This window comes from Klenkia sesuvii, from assembly GCF_037083825.1.
Classification (GTDB): Bacteria; Actinomycetota; Actinomycetes; order Mycobacteriales; family Geodermatophilaceae; genus Klenkia; species Klenkia sesuvii.
In genome coordinates this window covers 1-19,432 of the sequence record NZ_JBAPLU010000038.1, presented here as the reverse complement: position 1 = coordinate 19,432, position 19,432 = coordinate 1, and the positions used below count along the sequence as shown (strand labels likewise).

The following is a 19,432-nucleotide window of genomic DNA, read 5'->3' as shown; positions in this document are numbered from 1 at the left end:
CGGCGGTGGGTGCACGAGCACCGCAGCAGGTCGAACCAACAGATCCCGTTGAAGACCCGAAGTCAGTCAGTCGGTGGGTCAGGAACGACCCGCTGCGGTGCTCTCCACCATCCTCACTGTCAGTCGGTCGGGACGGCGCCCACCAGGTCCTCGGCGGTCCACCCCGCTCGGCGGCCAGCAGCTCGCGGGCGCGGTCGGTGCTGTCCCACACGTTCCACAGCAGGACGCCGCGCAGCCGGTCGGCCTCCAGGTGGTGGACGACGCCCCGCGCCGGCTCACCCGTGCCCGGGAACACGAACATCACCCGGGTGCCGTTCTGCACCAGCGCTGCGGCCAGCTCGGTGCCGACGTAGCCACCGCCGACGACGGCGACGTGCCGCCCCCGCCCGAGAGCCCGCGCAGTCGGCGGCCATGCCGGCGCCGACCACCAGGCAGTCGTGGTCACGTTGCACGCACCCGGCTGGGCCCCGCCGACCGGCGTCGACACCTCAGGCGCCGTGCTCGTCCAGGGTGATCGCGGCGTTCACCAGGGCCAGGTGCGAGAGCGCCTGCGGCAAGTTGCCCAGGAACGCGCCGTCGGCCGGGTCGAGCATCTCGGCCAGCATGCCGACGTCGTTCGCCGTCCCGTCCTCCAGCTCGGTCATCAGGGCGCGCGCCTCCTCGCCCCGCCCGCACAGCTGCAGCGCCGACACCATCCAGTAGGAGCAGGCGAGGAAGACGCCCTCCTCGGCGTCCATGCCCGTGTACCGGTACAGGTGCGGGCCAGCACCCAGCTCGCGGCGCAGCGCGTCGAGGGTGGAGCTCATCCGCTCGCCCCGGTCGAACCCGCTGATCGCGTGCAGCAGGATCGAGCAGTCCAGCCCGTCGCTGCCGGGGTACCAGAGGTAGGCGCCCCGGGCGTCGTCCCAGGCGTTCTCGACCACCCAGGCGCGGATGCGCGCCGCCTCGGCCCGCCAGCGCGAGGGGTCACCGGGGATCTGCCCGGCCTCGGCCAGCTCGACCGCCTTGGTCAGGGCCTGCCAGCAGCCCAGCTTCGAGGTCGTGTAGTGCTGCGGGTCGTGCAGCTCCCACATGCCGGAGTCCTTCTGCTGCCAGCGGTCGCACGCGGTGTCGGCGATCGAGGCCAGCGACCGGCCGGTGTCGGCGTCGAGCACGTTGCCGTGCTCCACGTACAGCGCCACCAGGGAGAACAGGTCCCCGTAGACGCCGAGCTGCAGTTGGTGCGCCGCCGCGTTGCCGGCCTGCACGGGCCCGATGCCGCGCCAGCCGGGGACGTCGGGCTCGCGGACGCCGTCGGTGAGCTCGCCCTCGAGGGTGTAGCAGACCCGCGGTTCGGGGCCGTGCCGCCGGATGGTGCCCAGCAGCCAGCTCATCGCCCCGTGGGTCTCCTCCCGCAGGCCGAACCGGAACAGCGCCGTGAGCGCGTAGGCCGAGTCGCGCACCCAGGCGAACCGGTAGTCCCAGTTCTTGCCGCCGGAGAGGTCCTCGGGCAGCGAGGTGGTGCCGGCGGCGACCATCGACCCGCTGGGGGAGTGGATGAGCAGCTTCAGCGCCAGGGCGCTGCGCCGCACCGACCGGTCGAAGTCACCGCTCCAGCTGAACTCCCGGCCCCACGCGGCCCAGTTGTCGACCGTGCGGTCGATGCCGGTGTCCACCATCGCCGGGTCGGGCAGGAACAGCGGCTCCCGCTCGGTGGCGACCAGGCCCAGCAGTGCCCGCGAGCCCGGTGTGGTCGTGTACTCCACGTCGATGCGCTGGTCGCCGGTGACCACCCGGTCCTCGCCGAGCGTGCGTACGGCCATGGTGAGGCCGTCGTCGCGCAGCACCACGCCGTGCACCGTCTCCTGGACCCACGGCGAGGCCGTGCCCAGGCAGGTGCCCGGCCGCACGGCGGCCTGCATCCGCACGGTGCCGGCGAGGCCCTCGATGCGGCGGGCCAGCTCCGACCACGGCAACCGGCCGGCCACCCCGGTGTTGAGGGCGTCGGTGACCCGCACGCTGCCCTCCGCCGTCCGGAAGGTGGTGGTCAGCACGTTCGTGCCGGGCACGTACTCCCGTTCGGCGGTGAACTCCCCGACCGGCCGCAGCTCGATGCACCCCCCGTGCTCGGCGTCGAGGAGGGCGCCGAACACCGGCGCGGCGTCGATGGCCGGCAGCGGCAACCAGTCGATGCTGCCGTCGCGGGCCACCAGGGCCAGGGCCCGCCCGTCGCCGATCGCGGCGTAGGTGCGCAGGTCGGCGTAGCCGTCCGCGTCGCGCTCGTCCACCGGACTGGGGCCGGTGGCGCCCCAGCGCAGGTGCGCCGGGGCGGGGCGGGCGCCGCGCGTCTGGACGCCCGCCTCGTCGGTCTGCGTGCTCACGGGGTGGGCATGCCCCCGTTCACGTTCAGCGTCTCGCCGACGGTGTAGCCCGACTCGGCCGACGCCAGGTAGACGTAGGCCCCGGCCAGCTCGGCGGGCTGCCCGGCGCGGCCGAGGGGGGTCTCCTTGCCGAACTCGGGCAGGTTCTCCGGCGGCTGCCCGCCGGAGGCCTGCAGGGGGGTCCAGAACGGGCCGGGGGCCACGACGTTGACCCGGATGCCCTTCGGGGCCAGCTGCTGGGCCAGCGCCTTGGAGATGGTGTTGATGGCGGCCTTGGTCGTCGCGTAGTCGACCAGGCCCGGCGCCGGCTGGTAGGCCTGGATCGAGCTGGTCGTGATGATGGTCGCGCCGGCCGGCAGGTGCGGCACGGCCTCCTGCACGACCCAGAACACCGAGTAGACGTTGGTCTTGAAGGTGGCGTCGAACTGCTCGCTGGTCAGGTCGGCCAGGTCGTCGACCCAGGTCTGCTTGCCGGCGACGAGCACGATCGCGTCGAGCCCACCCAGCTCCTGGACGGCCGTGCGCACGAGCTGCCGCGCCTCGCTCTCCACCGAGAGGTCGACGGGGGCGAGCACGGCCTTGCGGCCGGCGTCCTCCACCAGCTTCGCCACGGCTTCGGCGTCGGACTGCTCCTCGGGCAGGTAGGCCAGGACGACGTCGGCGCCCTCGCGGGCGTAGGCGATGGCGGCGGCCCGGCCGATGCCGGAGTCGGCGCCGGTGACCAGCGCCTTCCGGCCGGTCAGCCGACCGGTGCCGCGGTAGGTCTCCTCGCCGTGGTCGACCGGGACCTCGAGCTCGGACTCCAGGCCGGGCTCCGCGATGCCCTGCTCGGGGTAGCCCTCGGTGCGGTACTGGTCGACGGGGTTGGTGAAGGTGTACTGGTCTGCCATGGTGTCCCGGCCTCCGGTGAAGTCGCGTTGTCGCTGGTCACCGCTGATGGTTGAACGGCTGCCGATCCCCATGCCCCGGCTCGGGTACCGGCAACCGGCCGGTCGGCAGGTTCACACCCGCGGGCCGGGCGGGGCGGTGGACCCCCGCAGCACCAGCTGGGGGGCCACCTGCTCGGCGACCGGCTCGGGTGCGGCCCCGTCCATGAGCTGGACCAGCAGCAGGTCGGCCGCGCGGGCGGCCAGCACGGCGGCCCGGTTGTCCACGACGGTGACCGGCGGGGACCACCACTCCCAGAACGGTTCGTCCTCGGTGCACACCAGCGACAGCGCGCCCGGGACGTCGACCGCGCGGCCGCTGAGCACGGCCAACACCCCGAACGAGGCCTCGTGGTTGCTCACCAGCAGGGCGGTGGGCGGGTCCGGCAGGTCCAGGAGGTCGGCGGCGGCCTCGTTGCCGAACCGGGCGCGGAAGGGCCCGCGGCGCACCAGGGAGGCCGCGACCGGGACCCCGGCGGCCGCCATGGCCTCGGTGAACCCGGCGTGGTGCAGCCGCCCGGAGGTCACCTCGGCGGGCGCGCCGACCACCCCGATGCGGGTGTGGCCGAGGGCCAGCAGGTGCTCGGTGGCCAGCCGGGCCGCGGTCACGTAGTCGCTCATCACCGACGGCGCCCGGGCGCCGGCCACCTCGCGGTTCATGAGGACGACGGCCCGGCCCTCGTCGACCAGCGTGTTCACCAGCCGGCCGTTGGCGCCCGACCCGGCCACCACGACGCCGTCGAGACCGTGCGCCCGCACCGTGTCCAGGAAGGCGGCCTCGCGGGCGGGGTCGCCGCCGGTGGTGCACACGAGCACCTGGAGCCCGTGCTCGGCGGCCCGGGCCTGCAGGGTCTCGGCGACGGCGTGGAAGGTGGCGGTGCGCAGGTTGGTGACCACCAGCCCGATCAGCCCCGAGCGCCGCGTGCGCAGCGCGGTGGCCATGCGGTTGGGGTGGTAGTCCAGCGCCGCGGCGGCGGCCTCGACCCGCTGCCGGGTGGCCGGGTCGACGGCGGGGTGGCCGGTCAGCGCCCGGCTCGCGGTGCTGGTGCTGACCCCTGCCCGGCGGGCCACGGTGGTGAGGGTGGTGGGCATCGGAGCCCGTTCTACCGGCCGGTAGCCCCCGGTGCCACGGGGACCGGACCGTCCGCAACCCGGTTCTGTCGGTGGCCCGCCCTAGCGTGGCGCCCGTCCCCGGTGGCGGGGTCCGGTGGTCGGGGCGCAGCGGAGGTGGCGGGGTGTACGAGTCCGACGACGGGCTGGTGGTCAGCGCCGGCGACCTGACCGGCTTCCTGGCCTGCGAGCACCTCACCCGGCTCTCCCGGGAGGTCGCCCGCGGCGAGCGCGCCAAGCCCGGTGCGGCCGACCCGATGACCGCGCTGCTCGCCGAGCACGGCATCGCCCACGAGGCCCGGCACGTGCAGCGGCTGCGCGACCGCGGGCTCACCGTCGTCGAGGTCGCCCAGCCCGGCCCCGGGCGCGACCCGGCCGACCTGCACCGGGCCCAGGCCGACACCGTGGCGGCCATGCGGGCCGGCGCCGACGTCGTCTACCAGGCCACCTTCTACGGCACCCGCGCCGCCGGCGTGGTCTGGCGCGGGCACGCCGACTTCCTGCTCAAGCGCACCGACCGGTCCAGCGCGCTGGGGCCGTGGGCCTACGACGTGGCCGACACCAAGCTGGCCCGGCGCATCAAGGTGCCGGCCATCCTGCAGATGGCGCTCTACGGGCGGCTGCTCACCGACCTGCAAGGCACCCCGCCGCAGCTGCTCACCGTCGTCACCGGCGACCAGCAGGAGCTCGCCTTCCCCTACGCCGACGCCGCGGCCTACGCCCGGGCCGCCGAGCAGCGCTTCCTCGCCCGGCTGGCCGACGAGCAGCTGGCCCCGCCCTACCCGAACGCGCACTGCGGGGTCTGCCCGTGGCGCGCCACGTGCACCGCGCGGTGGGCCGCCGAGGACCACCTGTCGCAGGTGGCCTTCCTGCGGCGCGACCACGCCGCCGCCCTCACCGGGGCCGGCATCGGCACGCTCACCGCGCTGGCCGCGCGCACCCCGGACGAGCTGCCCGACACGATCGGCCGCACCTCGCGCGAGCGGCTCACCGGGCAGGCGGCGCTGCAGCGGTCCGAGCAGCTCACCGGGCAGCCCGGCTACGCGTTCCTGCCCCGGGTACCCGGCCGGGGTCTCGAGCTGCTGCCCCCGCCCAGCCGCGGCGACGTCTTCTTCGACATCGAGGGCGACCCCTTCACCGGCGACCACGGCCTGGAGTACCTGTGGGGCGTCCTCGACCGGGCCGCCGAGTACCGGTCGTTCTGGGGTCTGACGGTCGAGGACGAGCGGGTCGCGTTCGAGCAGCTGGTCGACCACCTCACCGCGGTGCTGGCCGCCGACCCCGACGCCCACGTCTACCACTACGCCCCCTACGAGCCCGCCCGGCTGAAGGCGCTGTCGGCCCGCCACGGCACCCGGCAGGCCGAGGTCGACCGGCTGCTGCGCGGCGACGCCCTGGTCGACCTCTACGCGGTGGTCCGGCAGGGCCTGCAGGTCAGCAAGGAGTCCTACTCCATCAAGAAGCTGGAGGACTTCTACCGCGGGCGCACCCGGCCCACCGGTGCGGCGGTCTCCGACGCGGGGGCCAGCATCCTCGCGTTCGAGGAGTGGCAGCAGACCGGCGAGCAGCGGTTGCTCGACGAGATCGAGGCCTACAACCGCGACGACTGCCTCTCCACCCGGCAGCTGCTGGACTGGCTGGAGGAGCGTCGGGCCGAGCTGGTCGCCTCCGGGGTGCCGCTGGGCCGCCCGGTCGACGCCGACCCCGACCCCGGCCCGCGCGCGGCGGCGGCCGAGGCCGCCCGCGCCGACCTCGAGCGGCGCCTGCTCGACGGCCTGCCCCCGCACGCCGCCGAGCGGTCGCCCGACCAGCAGGCGGTGTGGTTGCTCGCCCAGCAGCTGGGCTGGCACGCCCGCGAGGCCCGGTCGGAGTGGTGGGAGTTCTTCCGGGTGCGCGAGCTGGTCCCGGCCGAGCTCGAGCGCGAGACGTCGGCCCTGGGGCCGCTGGAGGACCCGGTCGTCCTGGGCGTCATCGACGGCCGGGTGCACGTCGCCCACCGCTTCCCGCCGCAGGAGACCAAGCTGGCCCCCGGCGCGCGGGTCGACCAGGTGCCTCCTGGGGCCGACGGCCGCACGGTGTCCGCCGAGGTGGTGGCCCTCGACGGGGCCACCGGTGAGCTGGTGCTGTCGCGGCCGGCCGGCCGGGTGGGCGACCACGCCGAGGGCCTGGTGCCCCCGGGGCCGCTGGAGGCCAGGCACCAGCAGGCGGCACTGCTCCAGCTCGGCGCGGCGGTGGCCGACGGCGGCCTCGCCGGGGCCGACGTGCGCACCGCCGCGGCCGACCTGCTGGCCCGCCGTCCGCCGCGGTTGCGGGCAGGCACCCCGTCGGTGGTGCCGGGCGAGCCGGCCGCCGACCGCACCCGGCGGCTGGTCACCGCCCTCGCCGGCGGGGTGCTCGCGGTGCAGGGGCCACCCGGGGCCGGCAAGACCTACGCCGGCGCGCGCGCCGTGCTCGACCTCGTGCGGGCCGGCCGCCGCGTCGCGATCACCGCGAACAGCCACAAGGTGGTCGGCAACCTCCTCGACGCCGTGCTGCGGGCCGCCCGCGAGTCCGGTGCCCCGGTGCGCGCGGTGCAGAAGGCCTCGGTGGCCCAGCGGTGCAGCTCGCCCGAGGTCGTGTGCACCGACGACAACGCCACCGTCGTCGAGCTGCTCGACACCGGCGAGGTCGACGTGGTGGCCGGCACGCCCTGGCTGTTCACCCGGCCCGACCTCGCCGGCCGGCTCGACGTGCTGGTGGTCGACGAGGCGGGCCAGCTGTCCCTGGCCGACACGCTGGCGGTGTCCCGGTGCGCCGGCGGCCTGGTCCTGCTGGGTGATCCGCAGCAGCTGCGCCAGCCCGGGCGGGGCATCCACCCCGAGGGCGCCGACGTGTCGGCGCTGCAGCACGTGCTGGGCGACGACGACGTCCTGCCCGCCGAGCGGGGCGTCTTCCTCGACCGTTCCTGGCGCATGGCACCGGCGCTGTGCCGCGTGGTGTCGCAGCTGTCCTACGACGGGCAGCTGCAGCCGGCCCCGACCACGGCGGCCAACCGGCTCGACGCCCCGGCCCGCTGGGCGGCCCCGGCCGGCATCGGCTGGGTGCCCGTCGTGCACGTGGGCAACGGCTCGGCGTCGGGGGAGGAGGCCGCCGTGGTCGTCGAACTTGTCGGCGACCTGCTGGGCCGGGGCTGGCGCGACCCGTCCGGTGAGCGGGTGGTGACCGAGGCCGACGTCCTCGTGGTCACCCCGTACAACGCGCAGGTCAACCGCATCCGGTCGGCCCTGGCCGCAGCCGGGCTCGCCGGGGTGGAGGTGGGCACCGTCGACAAGTTCCAGGGCCGGGAGGCCGCGGTGTCGGTGTTCAGCCTGGCCGCCTCCAGCGGCGCGCACGTGCCCCGCCGGTTGGACTTCCTGCTCGACCGGCACCGGCTCAACGTGGCCCTGTCCCGGGCGAAGACGGTGGCCTACCTGGTCGGCAGCCCCGCCCTGCTCACCTCGCCCGTGCACACCCCCGAGCAGCTGCGGCTGGTGAACGGCCTGTGCCGGCTCGTCGAGCTCGCCACGCAGCGCGACGAAGCGCACCCCCGCGGGGCGCCCGGGGCATTCGTGACCACGCCGGGTCACGAATCAGACACGGCCCTGGCCCCCGGGTCCGTTCCACCGATACGGTCTCGTCACGGTTCGGCGATCGACGGCGGGCCGCCGCGGTGAGGGGGTGCGCGATGACGCAGCTGCACGAGCCGGCGTCCGTGGTCGCCGCCCGACAGCTGGCCATGGAGGCCCGCGAGGCGCACGGCACCCGGGGCCCGGTGCGTGGCCCGCTGCGGGGGTCGGCGCACAGCCGCTCCGGTGCCCGCCGCGTGGCCGCGGCGCGGGCCCGCCGCGACGCCGACCAGGTCGAGGTGCCGGCCGCCAGCTGAGCCGACCCGGTGGCCGGGGGTGGCGGTCGGCCGACCGCGGAGAGACCACGGACGCCGACCGCCGGGCTGCCCACAGCGGCCCTGCCGCCGGCCCCGTGGTCCGGCGGCTCCTGGTGTTCGAGAGGGACCGCCGAACCGGTTCACCACCGGCCTGGCACCCGGACCATCGCCGGACCACCGCCGGACCACCGGCCCCGGGACGTTCCGTTGCTGCCGTCGGGTTAGGGTAGCCTCACCTGGACCACCTCGACCCCGGGAGCGCGCATGAGCACGGCCACCGAGACCCTGCAGCCGGTCTACCGCTTCTTCCGCGTGTCCCTGGCGCGCAGCGAGCGGCTCTCGCCGAGCTTCCTACGGCTCACGTTCACCGGCCCCGACCTCGACACGTTCGGCTACGGCGGGGCCGACCAGCGGTTCAAGCTGCTCATCGCGCAGCCCGGCTGCCCGCTTGAGGACCTGCTCGCCACCAGCGGCCCCGACTGGTACGCCGCCTGGTGCGCCATGCCCGACGAGACCCGACCGGCGATGCGCACCTACACCGTGCGCGCGGTGCGGCCCGAGGTGGCCGAGCTCGACGTCGATGTGGTGCTGCACGGCATCGGCCCCGACGGCACCATCGGCCCCGACGCCGGCCCGGCCGCTGCGTGGGCCGCCCGCGCCGTGCCCGGTGACGAGCTGGTGCTGCTGGGCCCCGACCGGCCCGGCACCGGCCGCATGTGGGGCGTGGAGTGGGCGCCGCCCGCCGAGGCCGACACGCTGTTCCTCGCTGGTGACGAGACCGCCGTCCCGGCCATCGCGGCCATCCTCGAGGCCCTCCCGCACGAGCAGCGGGTGGTCGCCGTCCTGGAGGTGCCCGAGGCCGCCGACTTCCTGTCGCTGCAGCTGCCCGCCGGGGCCGACGTCCGCTGGTTGGCCCGCGGCGGCCGGCCGCGCGGGGAGCTGATGGAGGGCGCGGTGCACACCGCCCTGCGCGAGCTCGGCATCGCCCGCGACACCCCCGGGGTCGACCCCGAGACGACCGACCCCACCAACGACGGCGACGAGATCCTGTGGGAGGTCCCCGAGGCCGGCGCGCACACCAGCTGCTACGCCTGGCTGGCCGGCGAGGCGGGGGTGGTCAAGGCGCTGCGCCGGCGGTTGGTCCGCGACCTCGGCGTCGACCGCGACGCGGTCGCCTTCATGGGGTACTGGCGCACCGGGGCACGGGCCCTGGGGTGACGCTGCTGGTCGACGTGGCCAACGTCGTGGGCTCCCGCCCCGACGGCTGGTGGCGCGACCGCGCCGGGGCGACGTCCCGGTTGCTGGCCCAGCTGGCCGCGCTGGACGACGAGGTGGTCGCCGTCGTGGAGGGTCGGGCGCGCGACGTCCCGGAGGTGCCCGGCGTCCGGCTGGTGCGGGCCACCGGCAGCGGCGACGACGCGCTGGTCGCCGTCCTGCCCGAGCTCGACGCGCCCGTGGTGGTCACCGCCGATTGCGGGCTGCGGGACCGGCTGCCAGCCGGGACCGTCGTGCACGGCCCCGGCTGGCTCCTCGACCGTCTGTGACCGTCAGACGGCGGTGAGCACCGGGCGGGGGCGCTTGCGGCCGGGCACCGTGGCGGCCAACGCCAGGCCGACCCCGACGGCGTCCTCGATGACCGCGGCCTGCCAGTCGGGCACCCGCGTGGCTGCCCAGCGGCGCCAGCCCAGGCCACCCCAGGAGCCGGCCGCCGCGCCGAGGAGGCCGGCCAGGATCGGTGCCACCGCGTTGGCGTTCTCCCGGGTGGACAGCGCCGCGGCGCCGCCGGCGGCGGAGGCGAAGCGCAGCGGCAGGCCCTGGGCGCTGGTGCGCTCGGGGGTGCCGGCGAGCTTGTCGGCGTAGAGCTCGGCGCCGACGGCACCGAGGGCGCCGACCTTCTTGGTGAGGCCGGCGTCGGGGCTGGTGAGCGCGGGCGCCGAGAGCCCCAGGGAGCTGCGGCACCCGGTGGCGACGCCGAGCAGCAGCGAGCGGACGGTGAGCCCACCGGAGGCCTTGCGGCGCGGCTTCTCGGCCGGGGTGGGGACCGCCTCGATGACCGCCTGCACCGCCGCGCCGTAGGCCAGGTGCGGCACGGCGTCGGAGACCCAGTCCCCGCGGGACCAGTCGCGGGGGTCGCTGACGCCCAGGGCCGCCGTCGTCCCGTCGGTGAGGGCCATGGCCGCGGCGCCGGTGGCGACGGCCCCGACCGAGGAGGGCAGCCGGACGCCGGCGGTGCGCACCAGGCTGGCCAGCACGCCCACCGCGACGCCGTTGCCGATGCCCGACAGGGCGCCGAGGGCGGTGCGGCGGTTGTCGCGCTCGCTCCTGCTCCCCGGGACCGTGCGGCCCGCGGCATCGGCGAGGGCGTCGATGGTCTGCTCGGGCGTGCTGCTGGCGTCGCGGCCGCGGAGGGCCATGTCGAGGTAGGTGACGGCGTTGAGGACGGTGGTGCCGGCCGCGCCCGCGGCCAGCCCCCGTGTGAAGGACCCGGTCATGGACCGACCCTGGGACCCGGGACCGCGACCGGCAACCCGGGGCGGTCGCCCTAGCCTGTCGGGGATGACCAGCCGGGAGCAGCGGGTGCAGGAGCGGTTGGCGCTCCCGGTGCTGGTGGCGGCGCTGGTGAGCGTGCCGGCGGTGTTCCTCACCTTCGCCGACGGTGCGCTGGGGACGACGGGGCGGGTGCTCGACTGGGCCAGCGGAGCGGTGCTGCTGGCCGAGACGGTCACCTTGCTGGTCGTCGCCGAGGACAAGAAGGCCTGGGTGCGGGGGCACCGCGGGCTGCTCGCCCTGACCGGCGTGGTCGTGGTCGGGGTGGTGCTGGCCCTGGGGCCGGTGCAGGTGTTCCGGCTCGTGCGCAGCGTGGGTGCCCTGCGGGTGCTGCGTGCCCGGCGGGTCGTGACGGCGGCGCGCCAGCTGGCTGCCCGCACCGGCGGGCGGCTGCTGCAGGCGCTGACCGTGTCCGCCGGGATGGTGGTGGCCGTGTTCGTGGCGCTGGTCCTGTCCGACCCCACCTCGCAGAGCCGGTCGATCCTGGCGTGGGTGCTGCCGTTCCCGGTCGACGACGTGGTCGTGGGGACCGCGGCCGTGGTGGCCGGCCTCGCGCTGGGCGGGGCGACGTGGGTGCTGGTGCGCGACCGGGGCAGCGGCGCCGACGCCGACCCTACCCCACCCGCGGACTGAGCCCGGTGGTGCGCCGCGTCCCCGAGCCGTCGCCGCCGCGGCTGCGCGCCGCCGCGGCGGCGCTGTTCGCCCTCGACGGCTTCGTGCTCGGCACCTGGGCCGCGCGGGTGCCCGACGTCAGCGGCCAGGTGGGTGCCGGGCACACCGCCCTGGGAGGCGGCCCTGCTCTGCCTCTCCCTCGGGGCGCTGGCCTGCATGCAGCCCGCCGTCCCCCTGCCCGCCGTCCCCCTGCCCGCCGTCCCCCTGCCCGACCTGGCCCCGGTGCACCGCGCCGCCGGCGACCTCCGCATCCTCGCCGTCGCCTGATCCGCTCATCCGGTGCCGGCCGGGCCGGTGGTGCGCGGGGGACCCGGCAGGCCAGGATGCGGGGATGGAACGCGTCCTGGGCATCGGGGGGTACTTCGTGCGGTCGGCCGACCCGGGGGCGCTGAACGCCTGGTACCGCGACCACCTGGGCATCGGCGTCGACCCCGACCAGCCGTGGGAGCAGCAAGCCGGGCCCACCGTGTTCTCCGGCTTCGACGCCGACACCGACTACTTCGGCTCGGACCGGCAGCAGGTGATGCTGAACTTCCGCGTGCGCGACCTCGACGCGATGCTGGCCCAGCTGCGCGCCGCCGGCGCCGACGTCTCCGACGAGGTGCAGGACATGGACGGCGTCGGCCGCTTCGGGTGGGTGACCGACCCTGAGGGCAACCGCGTCGAGCTCTGGCAGCCGGTGTGACCGCCGACCCTGCGTTCTGGACACCCGTCGTCGATCGGGTGCTGCGGGACGTCGCGGCCACCACCGACCTCGGCACGACGTGGCGCTTCCAGCACCGCACGACTGAGCCGGACGTGCTCCGCACCCCCGGTCTGACGCTCTGGTTCGGGGATGACGGCCCGGGTGAGTGGGTGGTCCCGGACCCGGTGCTCGAGCTCCGGCTGCCGCGCACGCGGTTCGAGCTGCCCGACCTGCGCGACGTCGACGAGGCGCTGCTGTTCCTCGCCGACCGGGTGCAGGACCACCTGGTGGACGAGCTGCACGGCGCCTGGCCGCTCTGCCCGGGGCACACTCACCCGATGCGGCCGGCGCCGTCGGGCACCGGTCCGGCGTGGCGGTGCCCCGCGGGGACGGGTGCCGACGTCGAGGTGGGTGCACTGCGCTGACCCCGCCGCGCCGTTGCGGAGGGGCACGGTCAGGCTGGCCGGATGAGCGACGAGGGCATGGTCTGGGTCCGCGGCGCGCGGGAGCCCAACCTTCAAGACGTCGACGTCGACGTCCCGCGCGACGCCCTGGTGGTGTTCACCGGCGTCTCCGGGTCGGGGAAGTCGTCGCTGGCGTTCGGCACGGTCTACGCCGAGGCGCCACGGGGCGCGGTACGACGCCGAGACCCTCGAGGTCACCGTGGGTGGGAAGACGATCGCCGACGTGCTCGACCTGACCGTCGAGGCGGCGCAGGGGTTCCTGGCCGACGTCCCCGCCGCGGCGCGGAGCCTGCGGGCCTTGCAGGAGGTCGGCCTGGGCTACCTGCGCCTCGGCCAGCCGACGACCGAGCTGTCCGGTGGCGAGGCGCAGCGGGTGAAGCTGGCCAACGAGCTGCAGCGGGCTCGGCGCGGGCACACGCTCTACCTGCTCGACGAGCCGACCACCGGCCTGCACCCGGCCGACGTCGAGGTGCTCATGGCCCAGCTGCAGCGGCTGGTCGAGGCCGGCAACTCCGTCGTCCTGGTCGAGCACGACGTGGACGTCGTGGCCGACGCCGACTGGGTGCTCGACCTCGGCCCGGGCGGTGGGGACGCCGGTGGGCGGGTGGTCGCGGCCGGGACGCCGGAGCAGGTGGCGGTCGCGGACACGCCCACGGCCCAGTTCCTGGCGGGGCGGTTGACACCACCTGGCTAACGCACTTAGCCTTGAGCTAACAACCTTAGCCAAGGAGAACGACATGACCGAGTTCCTCACCCTCGACGACGGCACGCTGGCCTACGAGGTGACCGGTGACGGCCCGCTCGTCGTCCTGGCGCACGGCATGGGCGACGACCGCACCGCCTACCGCCACCTCGTCCCGCAGCTGGTGGACACCGGGTACCGGGTCGCCGCCGTCGACCTGCGGGGGTGCGGCGAGTCCAGCGCCGCGTGGCCCGCCTACAGCCGGACGGCGATCGCCGGCGACCTGCTCGCGTTGGTGCGCCACCTGGGCGGCCCGGCCGTGCTGGTCGGGCACTCGATCTCCGGCGGGGCGGTCACGATCGCTGCGGCGCAGGCGCCCGAGCTGGTCACCGCGCTGGTCGAGCTGGCGCCGTTCACCCGCAAGCAGGCGATCTCGCTGAAGGACCTGCGGTCGGCCCGCTTCCGCCGCGGCATGCGACACCTGCTCGGCGCCGGCATGCTCGGCCGCATCGACTCGTGGCGCAAGTACCTCGACGTCGCCTACCCCGGCGCCAAGCCGGCCGACTGGACCGAGCGGCTCGACCACGTCGAGGCCAAGCTGCGCGAGCCCGGCCGCATGGCGGCGCTGAAGAAGATGGGCACCACCCCGGCCACCGACGCCGGCGCGGCGCTGCCCGGCGTGCGCTGCCCCATGCTGGTCGTGCAGGGCAGCCTCGACCCCGACTGGGCGGCGCCGCAGGCCGAGGGGGAGGCGATCGTCGCCGAGCTGCCCGCGGGTCTGGGCCGGCTGGCGGTCATCGAGGGCACCGGCCACTACCCGCACCACCAGGTGCCGGACGAGGTCGCCGCCGTCGTCCTGCCGTTCCTGGCGACCGTCGATGCCTAGGGCGGGGCTCGACCCGGACGCCGTCGTCGCGGCCGGGGCGCAGCTGGCCGACGAGGTGGGCTTCGCCGGCCTCACCATGGGCGGGCTGGCCGAGCGGGTCGGGGTGCGCACGCCGTCGCTGTACAAGCACGTGGGCGGGCAGGACGACCTGGTGCGCCGGATCGCCGTCCTGGCGATGGACGAGGCCGGGGCCGCAGTGGGCGCGGCCATCCAGGGGCTGGCCGGTCGGGATGCGCTGGTCGCGGCGGCCGGGGCGTTCCGGGACTACGTGCTGGCCCACCCGGGCCGCTACGCCGCGACCATCGGGGTGGAGCCGACCGGCCCCGACGACCCGCTGGTGGGCGCCAGCTCGCGGGCGCTCGACGCCTTCCGGGCGGTGCTGCGCGGCTACGACCTGCCGGCCAACCAGGAGGACCACGCGCTGCGGACGCTGCGCAGTGCCCTGCACGGGTACGCGACCTTGCAGGCGGGGCGCGGGTTCCAGTGGTCGGCCGACGTCGACGAGAGCTTCGCGTGGCTGGTCGACCTGCTCGACCGCGGCCTGCGCAGCGCGGGGTAGGTCAGCGCTGCACGCGGCGGCGTCCGGCCAGCACGAGTGCGCCACCGGCGCCGAGCAGGCCCAGGGCGGCCACGGCCATCGTGCCCACCGGGGTGCCGGTCGCGGCCAGCACCCTTGGCTGGACCGCAGGGCCCGCGGAGACGGAGACGGGGACCGTCACCGTGTCGGGGCCGCCGGGAGCGGCCGTCGGGACCGTGCCGGGCCCGGTGGTGGCGGGCGACGTCCCGAAGGCGTTGCTCGCCGTCACCGACGGGTCGTACGTGGTGCCGTTGACCAGGCCGGTGAGGGTGCAGCTGGTGCCCGTGGTCGTGCAGCTGGCACCACCGGGGGTGGCGGTGACGGTGTAGGTGGTCGCGGCACCGGCCGTCGCGGTGACCGCACCGGCGTCCCACTCCACGACCGCGCTGCCGTCGCCGGGGGCGGTACGGACCGCGGCGGGTGCGGCCGGCGCCTGCGGGATGAGGTAGCTGATGGTCACCCTGGCCGGCGCCGACGTCAGCTGGTGGGAACCCCCGGCCGGGACGAGCGAGCTGCCCCCGGCGCCGCTGTCGCCCAGGTAGTGGGCGAGGTTCGTGAAGCTGGCCGACCCGCCGGCGCCCCCGCCGTACAGACCTCCGCCTCCGCCGCCGCCTGCGACGCCGGACGTGACGGTCCCGGTCGCCCCGCCGGCGCCCAGGACGCCGGAGCGACCGGGTTCACCGCACTGACCTCCGGCCCCGCCCGCGGTAGCCGTCCCGGGCTGTGCGGCGACCGGGGCGTAGCAGAGACCAGCCAGGCCGGGTGCACCGGCGTCGCCGCCGGCCACGCCGACCGCGGTGGGCTCGGCGTTGGTGTGGACCGAGCCCGCGCCACCCCCGCCACCCGCGACCACGACCCGGCTGGTGAGGTCGCCGGCCACGGTGCGCACGTCGGACGCACCGCCGCCCGAGCCCCCGGAGGCACCGGCGTTCGAACCCCGTGTGTACCCACCGCCGTTGTAGCCGCCGGGCATGGAGAAGTCCGGCGGGTTCAGTTGCCCCAGCAGCCCCTGACCGCCCACGACCACCGTCAGGGTGTTGCCGGGGACGGTGGCGATGTCGCCGGTGACCTGGTCTCCGCGGCCACCGGGCGCGGTGCCGCCCGCGGTGGTGGAGGCGCCGCCGGCAGCCCCCACCGCGGTCACGGTGACGGTCGTGACGCCGGCCGGGACGGTGAAGGTCTCCGGCGCGCCGGTGAAGCCGTAGCTGCAGGTCATCGTGCCGGCAGGCGACGCGGTGCAGGTGCCCGACGTGGGCGCTGCGGACGCCGGGTCCGGCAGCAGGACGACGGTCCCCGCCGCGACCAGGGCGGCGGCGAGCGATGCCGCCCGGCGCACTCGGGCGGTCTCGTCGACTCGGGGCACAGCACACTCCTGTCCGCGCCCCGCAGGACTGCGCAGCGACGGACAGTCTGCACGCGATCGCCGTGCGTCATGTCAGGCGCGCCTACATTCGGGTGCATGTCGTCGTACCGCAGGCCGTTGGACGAGCTGCGGGAGACCGTGGGCCGACTGGGTGAGCAACTGCCGCGACCCGGTGGGCGGGGCGTCGACGAGCTGGTCGGCGACCTCTTCGGCGGCCGCGCAACGCCCGGTCGGCCGTTGGCCGCGATCCAGGCCGACCTCGCCGGGCTGATTGGGCTCGAAGCGGTGAAGGAGCAGGTGCAGGCGCTGGTCGCGTTCCTGCAGGTGCAGGCTCGCCGCAAGGAGCACGACCTGCCCGAGGCGGCGACGTCGCAGCACCTGGTGTTCCTGGGCAACCCGGGCACGGGCAAGACCACCGTGGCCCGGCTGCTGGCCGAGATGTACCGGGCGGTCGGGTTGCTGGCCAAGGGCCACCTGGTGGAGGTCGACCGGGCCGGCCTCGTCGGCCAGCACGTGGGGGCGACCGCGATCAAGACCGACCGGGTGGTCCGCCGGGCGCTCGACGGCGTGCTGTTCATCGACGAGGCGTACTCGCTGGCACCCGAGGGCGACGGCCGGCAGGACTTCGGGCCCGAGGCCATCGAGGTGCTGCTCAAGCGCATGGAGGACCACCGGCACCGCCTGGTGGTGATCGTGGCCGGCTACCCGCGGCTCATGGAGGGCTTCCTGGCCTCCAACCCGGGCCTGCGCTCGCGGTTCGGCCGGGAGATCCGCTTCCCCGACTACTCGACCGCCGAGCTGGAGGCGATCTTCGTCAGCATCGTGGCCCAGCACGAGTACCTGCTGGAGCCCGGCGCCGAGGTGACCCTGCGCAGCACGCTGGCCGGCGTCCGGGTAGGAGAGGACACCGGCAACGCGCGCTTCGCCCGCACCCTGTTCGAGCAGGCACTGAACCGCCAGGCGCTACGGCTCACCCGCGACGGCAGCGTCGACTCCCTCGACCGCACCGCGGTCTCGACCCTCACCGCCGACGACGTCACCGAGGCCGCCGCGTCGCTGCTCGGCGAGCCGGCACCGAAGCTGCCCACCGGGCCCCGCTGGGTGGGGTAGCCCTCGCCTCGAGACCGGGGTTCGGGGGGTCCCGGCCGGGCAGGTGGGCCCGCGAACCTCGATCTCGGTGAGCGGTCAGTCCTCCAGCAACCAGACGGCGGTGTCGGCGGGCAGCGCGACCGTGCCGTGCGCGCTGCGCACGGCGGTGGACGACGCCAGCAGCACGGTGCCGGGGTTCGGCACGAGGGCGGTGTCGATGCCCATGTTGAGCACGCAGGTGACGGTCTCGTCGTCCGACGTGCAGCGCACAGTGAGGACGTCGCCGCTCGTGCTCACCGTCGCCGTGCCCGAGCCCAGCGCCGGGTGGGCGGCCCGCAGGGCGAGTGCCCGCCGGTAGAGGGTGAGGGTGGAGCCGCCGTCACGGGTCTGCCGGGAGACGGCGTGCTGCGCCCAGCCATCCGGGATCGGCAGCCACGGGTCGGCGGCACCGTCGGGGGAGAAGCCGACGCCGTCGGCCTCGTTCCACGGCATGGGCACGCGGCAGCCGTCTCGGCCGGCCCGGGCGCCGCCGCTGCGGTGGAAGATCGGGTCGAGCTTGGCGGCATCCGGGACGACGGCCTGCGGCAGCGCGAGCTCGTCGCCGGCGTAGAGGTAGGGCGAGCCGGGCAGCGACAGCATGAGCAGGGCGGCGGCCCGGGCGCGGGCGGTGCCGAGCGCGCCGCCGCCGAAGCGGGTGACCTGACGGTCCTTGTCGTGGTTGCCCAGCACCCAGGAGACGGGGGCGCCGACGGTGGCGAAGGCGTCGAGGGCGGTCTGCACGCCGTCCGCGAAGGCGGCGGCGTCCCAGCCGGACTTGATGAGCCGGAAGCTGAACGACTGGTGCATCTCGTCGGGGCGGGAGTACAGGGCGACCTGGTCGAGGTCGGCCAGGCAGACCTCGCCGACCAGCATGGTGCCCGGGTACTCGTCGCAGATCGCGCGCCAGCGGCGCCAGACGTCGTGCACCTCGGGCTGGTTCCAGGTCATGGCCTGCTCGGGGCCGTGCCCGAAGAGGGTGGGGGAGTAGGCGCCGGGGTTGTCGCGGAGCTCGGCGTCCTTGATGAGCCCGTAGGCGACGTCGACCCGGAAGCCGGAGACACCACGGTCGAGCCAGAACCGGAGCGTGGCGTCGAAGTCGTCGGCGACGGCGGAGTCGCGCCAGTTGAGGTCGGGCTGCTCGGGGGCGAACAGGTGCAGGTACCAGCGGCCGTCGGGGGTGCGCGACCAGGCGGGGCCGCCGAAGAGCGACTGCCAGTTGTTCGGGGGCTGCTCGGAGGCCTCGGCGAAGTGGTAGCGGCTGGACTCGGGGGCGTCGGGGTCGGCCAGGGCCGCCTGGAACCAGGGGTGCTGGTCGGAGGTGTGGTTGGGGACGACGTCGAGGATGACCTTCAGCCCGAGCTGGTTCGCGTCGGCGATGAGCGCTTCGAGGTCTTCGAGGTTGCCATAGTCGGGGTCGACGGCGCGGTAGTCGACGATGTCGTAGCCGCCGTCGGCGCCGCCGGAGGGGTAGTGCGGGTTGATCCACAGCGCGTCGACGCCGAGCCAGACCAGGTAGGGCAACCGCGACCGCAGCCCGGCGATGTCGCCGATGCCGTCGCCGTTCGAGTCGGCGAACGAGCGCAGGTAGACCTGGTAGACGACCGCGTCCCGCCACCACTCCCGCTGGATCGCGGGTGCCGCAGGGGACGGCAGTGCTGCCAGCCGGGGTGCCATGACTCCGTCATCGGCAGCCAGGGCCTACGGCCATGTGAAGCAGATCACCAGTTTTCGGCTGGATCCTTGGCGCATGTGAACAACCGCGGTTTGGCGGGCGGACCACTGCCGGGCTTGGGCCGGGTCCAACTGCGTGGACACCGATGGGGGCGGAGGGGCCAAGCCCCCGCGCCCTTCATTGAGCAGGCGGCCCCCGGCCTCCCTGCAAGCGTTGTGCGCAACGGGAATGCTCGCCAGCGGCATGGTTTTACATAGGCGAGTGATGTGCGAGGTACGCGGGTCGCGTCTGACACTCGGGTTCTGGTTACCCCCAACTGCATTCGGGCTCGCACTAGCCCGGGGCTTTCACGCCGGTCCGTGATCGTTCCGCTCCGGACGTAGGAAAGGTGCTCCTGACCTGCGAGGATCGAGATTGTCTAGGTCTTGATCAACGCAGGAACCGGAGCACCTTTCTGGT

The 19,432-nt window shown here is 75.3% G+C and carries 19 protein-coding genes; 12 read left to right on the top strand and 7 right to left on the bottom strand.

All coding sequences use genetic code 11. The features are described 5' to 3' along the window. The 4 genes from TEK04_RS20895 to TEK04_RS20880 all read right to left on the bottom strand — a co-directional run. Nucleotides 1-445, bottom strand: a 445-nt coding sequence (locus TEK04_RS20895) for an NAD-binding protein (RefSeq protein ID WP_336406305.1), incomplete at its 3' end; no start/stop codon positions are given. A gap of 43 nt (nucleotides 446-488) precedes the next feature. Then, nucleotides 489-2,360 carry a glycoside hydrolase family 15 protein gene (locus tag TEK04_RS20890; RefSeq protein ID WP_336406304.1) on the bottom strand — a complete coding sequence of 624 codons (1,872 nt, stop codon included), beginning with the start codon at nucleotides 2,358-2,360 and terminating at the stop codon, nucleotides 489-491. Further along, on the bottom strand, nucleotides 2,357-3,250 hold the full coding sequence (locus TEK04_RS20885; protein WP_336406303.1) for an SDR family oxidoreductase: 894 nt from the start codon (nucleotides 3,248-3,250) through the stop codon (nucleotides 2,357-2,359). The genes TEK04_RS20890 and TEK04_RS20885 overlap by 4 nt, the downstream gene beginning before the upstream one ends. A gap of 111 nt (nucleotides 3,251-3,361) precedes the next feature. After that, a complete protein-coding gene (locus tag TEK04_RS20880) occupies nucleotides 3,362-4,378 on the bottom strand; it encodes a LacI family DNA-binding transcriptional regulator (protein ID WP_336406302.1) in 1,017 nt (338 codons plus the stop codon). Between the two features lie 143 nt (nucleotides 4,379-4,521). Between TEK04_RS20880 and TEK04_RS20875 the strand changes: the two genes are divergently transcribed. The 4 genes from TEK04_RS20875 to TEK04_RS20860 all read left to right on the top strand — a co-directional run bounded on the left by TEK04_RS20875 (nucleotide 4,522) and on the right by TEK04_RS20860 (nucleotide 9,841). Continuing rightward, on the top strand, nucleotides 4,522-8,088 hold the full coding sequence (locus TEK04_RS20875) for a TM0106 family RecB-like putative nuclease (RefSeq protein WP_336406301.1): 3,567 nt from the start codon (nucleotides 4,522-4,524) through the stop codon (nucleotides 8,086-8,088). A gap of 11 nt (nucleotides 8,089-8,099) precedes the next feature. Further along, on the top strand, nucleotides 8,100-8,297 hold the full coding sequence (locus tag TEK04_RS20870) for a hypothetical protein (RefSeq protein ID WP_336406300.1): 198 nt from the start codon (nucleotides 8,100-8,102) through the stop codon (nucleotides 8,295-8,297). A gap of 264 nt (nucleotides 8,298-8,561) precedes the next feature. Then, entirely contained in the window at nucleotides 8,562-9,515 is a 954-nt protein-coding gene (locus TEK04_RS20865; protein WP_336406299.1) for a siderophore-interacting protein, read from the top strand. After that, complete coding sequence (locus TEK04_RS20860; RefSeq protein ID WP_336406298.1) at nucleotides 9,512-9,841, top strand: hypothetical protein; 330 nt, start codon at nucleotides 9,512-9,514, stop codon at nucleotides 9,839-9,841. Before TEK04_RS20865 ends, TEK04_RS20860 begins: the two co-directional genes overlap by 4 nt. 3 nt (nucleotides 9,842-9,844) lie before the next feature. Here the strand turns inward: TEK04_RS20860 and TEK04_RS20855 are convergent, their stop codons facing one another. Continuing rightward, nucleotides 9,845-10,789 carry a hypothetical protein gene (locus TEK04_RS20855; RefSeq protein WP_336406297.1) on the bottom strand — a complete coding sequence of 315 codons (945 nt, stop codon included), beginning with the start codon at nucleotides 10,787-10,789 and terminating at the stop codon, nucleotides 9,845-9,847. Nucleotides 10,790-10,853: 64 nt separating this feature from the next. On the opposite strand from TEK04_RS20855, the gene TEK04_RS20850 reads away from it, so the two are divergent. The 7 genes from TEK04_RS20850 (at nucleotide 10,854) to TEK04_RS20820 (ending at nucleotide 14,792) form a co-directional block, all read left to right on the top strand. Next, the gene (locus tag TEK04_RS20850; protein WP_336406296.1) at nucleotides 10,854-11,477 is read left to right on the top strand and encodes a hypothetical protein; all 624 of its coding nucleotides are present in this window, start codon (nucleotides 10,854-10,856) and stop codon (nucleotides 11,475-11,477) included. Between the two features lie 132 nt (nucleotides 11,478-11,609). Next, nucleotides 11,610-11,783, top strand: a complete 174-nt coding sequence (locus tag TEK04_RS20845; RefSeq protein WP_336406295.1) for a hypothetical protein — start codon at nucleotides 11,610-11,612, stop codon at nucleotides 11,781-11,783. Between the two features lie 64 nt (nucleotides 11,784-11,847). Further along, entirely contained in the window at nucleotides 11,848-12,201 is a 354-nt protein-coding gene (locus TEK04_RS20840; RefSeq protein ID WP_336406294.1) for a VOC family protein, read from the top strand. After that, nucleotides 12,198-12,626 (top strand): hypothetical protein, encoded by a 429-nt coding sequence (locus tag TEK04_RS20835; protein WP_336406293.1) that lies wholly within the window; start codon nucleotides 12,198-12,200, stop codon nucleotides 12,624-12,626. Before TEK04_RS20840 ends, TEK04_RS20835 begins: the two co-directional genes overlap by 4 nt. A 238-nt stretch (nucleotides 12,627-12,864) precedes the next feature. Continuing rightward, the gene (locus TEK04_RS20830; RefSeq protein WP_336406292.1) at nucleotides 12,865-13,359 is read left to right on the top strand and encodes an ATP-binding cassette domain-containing protein; all 495 of its coding nucleotides are present in this window, start codon (nucleotides 12,865-12,867) and stop codon (nucleotides 13,357-13,359) included. Nucleotides 13,360-13,402: 43 nt separating this feature from the next. Beyond that, entirely contained in the window at nucleotides 13,403-14,233 is an 831-nt protein-coding gene (locus TEK04_RS20825) for an alpha/beta fold hydrolase (protein ID WP_336406291.1), read from the top strand. Then, nucleotides 14,226-14,792 (top strand): TetR/AcrR family transcriptional regulator, encoded by a 567-nt coding sequence (locus tag TEK04_RS20820; RefSeq protein WP_336406290.1) that lies wholly within the window; start codon nucleotides 14,226-14,228, stop codon nucleotides 14,790-14,792. Before TEK04_RS20825 ends, TEK04_RS20820 begins: the two co-directional genes overlap by 8 nt. Nucleotide 14,793: 1 nt before the next feature. Here TEK04_RS20820 and TEK04_RS20815 read toward each other — a convergent pair whose 3' ends face one another. Next, nucleotides 14,794-16,173: a glycine-rich protein gene (locus TEK04_RS20815; protein ID WP_336406289.1), complete on the bottom strand. Its 1,380-nt coding sequence runs from the start codon at nucleotides 16,171-16,173 to the stop codon at nucleotides 14,794-14,796. 96 nt (nucleotides 16,174-16,269) lie between these two features. Between TEK04_RS20815 and TEK04_RS20810 the strand changes: the two genes are divergently transcribed. Continuing rightward, nucleotides 16,270-17,283, top strand: coding sequence for an AAA family ATPase (locus TEK04_RS20810; RefSeq protein WP_336406288.1), 1,014 nt, complete (start codon nucleotides 16,270-16,272; stop codon nucleotides 17,281-17,283). Nucleotides 17,284-17,358: 75 nt separating this feature from the next. Here the strand turns inward: TEK04_RS20810 and TEK04_RS20805 are convergent, their stop codons facing one another. Next, complete coding sequence (locus tag TEK04_RS20805; RefSeq protein ID WP_336406287.1) at nucleotides 17,359-18,975, bottom strand: glycoside hydrolase family 13 protein; 1,617 nt, start codon at nucleotides 18,973-18,975, stop codon at nucleotides 17,359-17,361. Nucleotides 18,976-19,432 lie beyond the last annotated feature (457 nt).

What these genes read in the sequence shown, in the direction of transcription:
- TEK04_RS20885 (WP_336406303.1), bottom strand. Translation starts at nt 3,250, where the DNA reads ATGGCAGACCAGTACACCTTCACCAACCCCGTCGACCAGTACCGCACC.
- TEK04_RS20880 (WP_336406302.1), bottom strand. Translation starts at nt 4,378, where the DNA reads ATGCCCACCACCCTCACCACCGTGGCCCGCCGGGCAGGGGTCAGCACC.
- TEK04_RS20870 (WP_336406300.1), top strand. Translation starts at nt 8,100, where the DNA reads ATGACGCAGCTGCACGAGCCGGCGTCCGTGGTCGCCGCCCGACAGCTG.
- TEK04_RS20865 (WP_336406299.1), top strand. Translation starts at nt 8,562, where the DNA reads ATGAGCACGGCCACCGAGACCCTGCAGCCGGTCTACCGCTTCTTCCGC.
- TEK04_RS20855 (WP_336406297.1), bottom strand. Translation starts at nt 10,789, where the DNA reads ATGACCGGGTCCTTCACACGGGGGCTGGCCGCGGGCGCGGCCGGCACC.
- TEK04_RS20850 (WP_336406296.1), top strand. Translation starts at nt 10,854, where the DNA reads ATGACCAGCCGGGAGCAGCGGGTGCAGGAGCGGTTGGCGCTCCCGGTG.
- TEK04_RS20840 (WP_336406294.1), top strand. Translation starts at nt 11,848, where the DNA reads ATGGAACGCGTCCTGGGCATCGGGGGGTACTTCGTGCGGTCGGCCGAC.
- TEK04_RS20825 (WP_336406291.1), top strand. Translation starts at nt 13,403, where the DNA reads ATGACCGAGTTCCTCACCCTCGACGACGGCACGCTGGCCTACGAGGTG.
- TEK04_RS20820 (WP_336406290.1), top strand. Translation starts at nt 14,226, where the DNA reads ATGCCTAGGGCGGGGCTCGACCCGGACGCCGTCGTCGCGGCCGGGGCG.
- TEK04_RS20810 (WP_336406288.1), top strand. Translation starts at nt 16,270, where the DNA reads ATGTCGTCGTACCGCAGGCCGTTGGACGAGCTGCGGGAGACCGTGGGC.
- TEK04_RS20805 (WP_336406287.1), bottom strand. Translation starts at nt 18,975, where the DNA reads ATGGCACCCCGGCTGGCAGCACTGCCGTCCCCTGCGGCACCCGCGATC.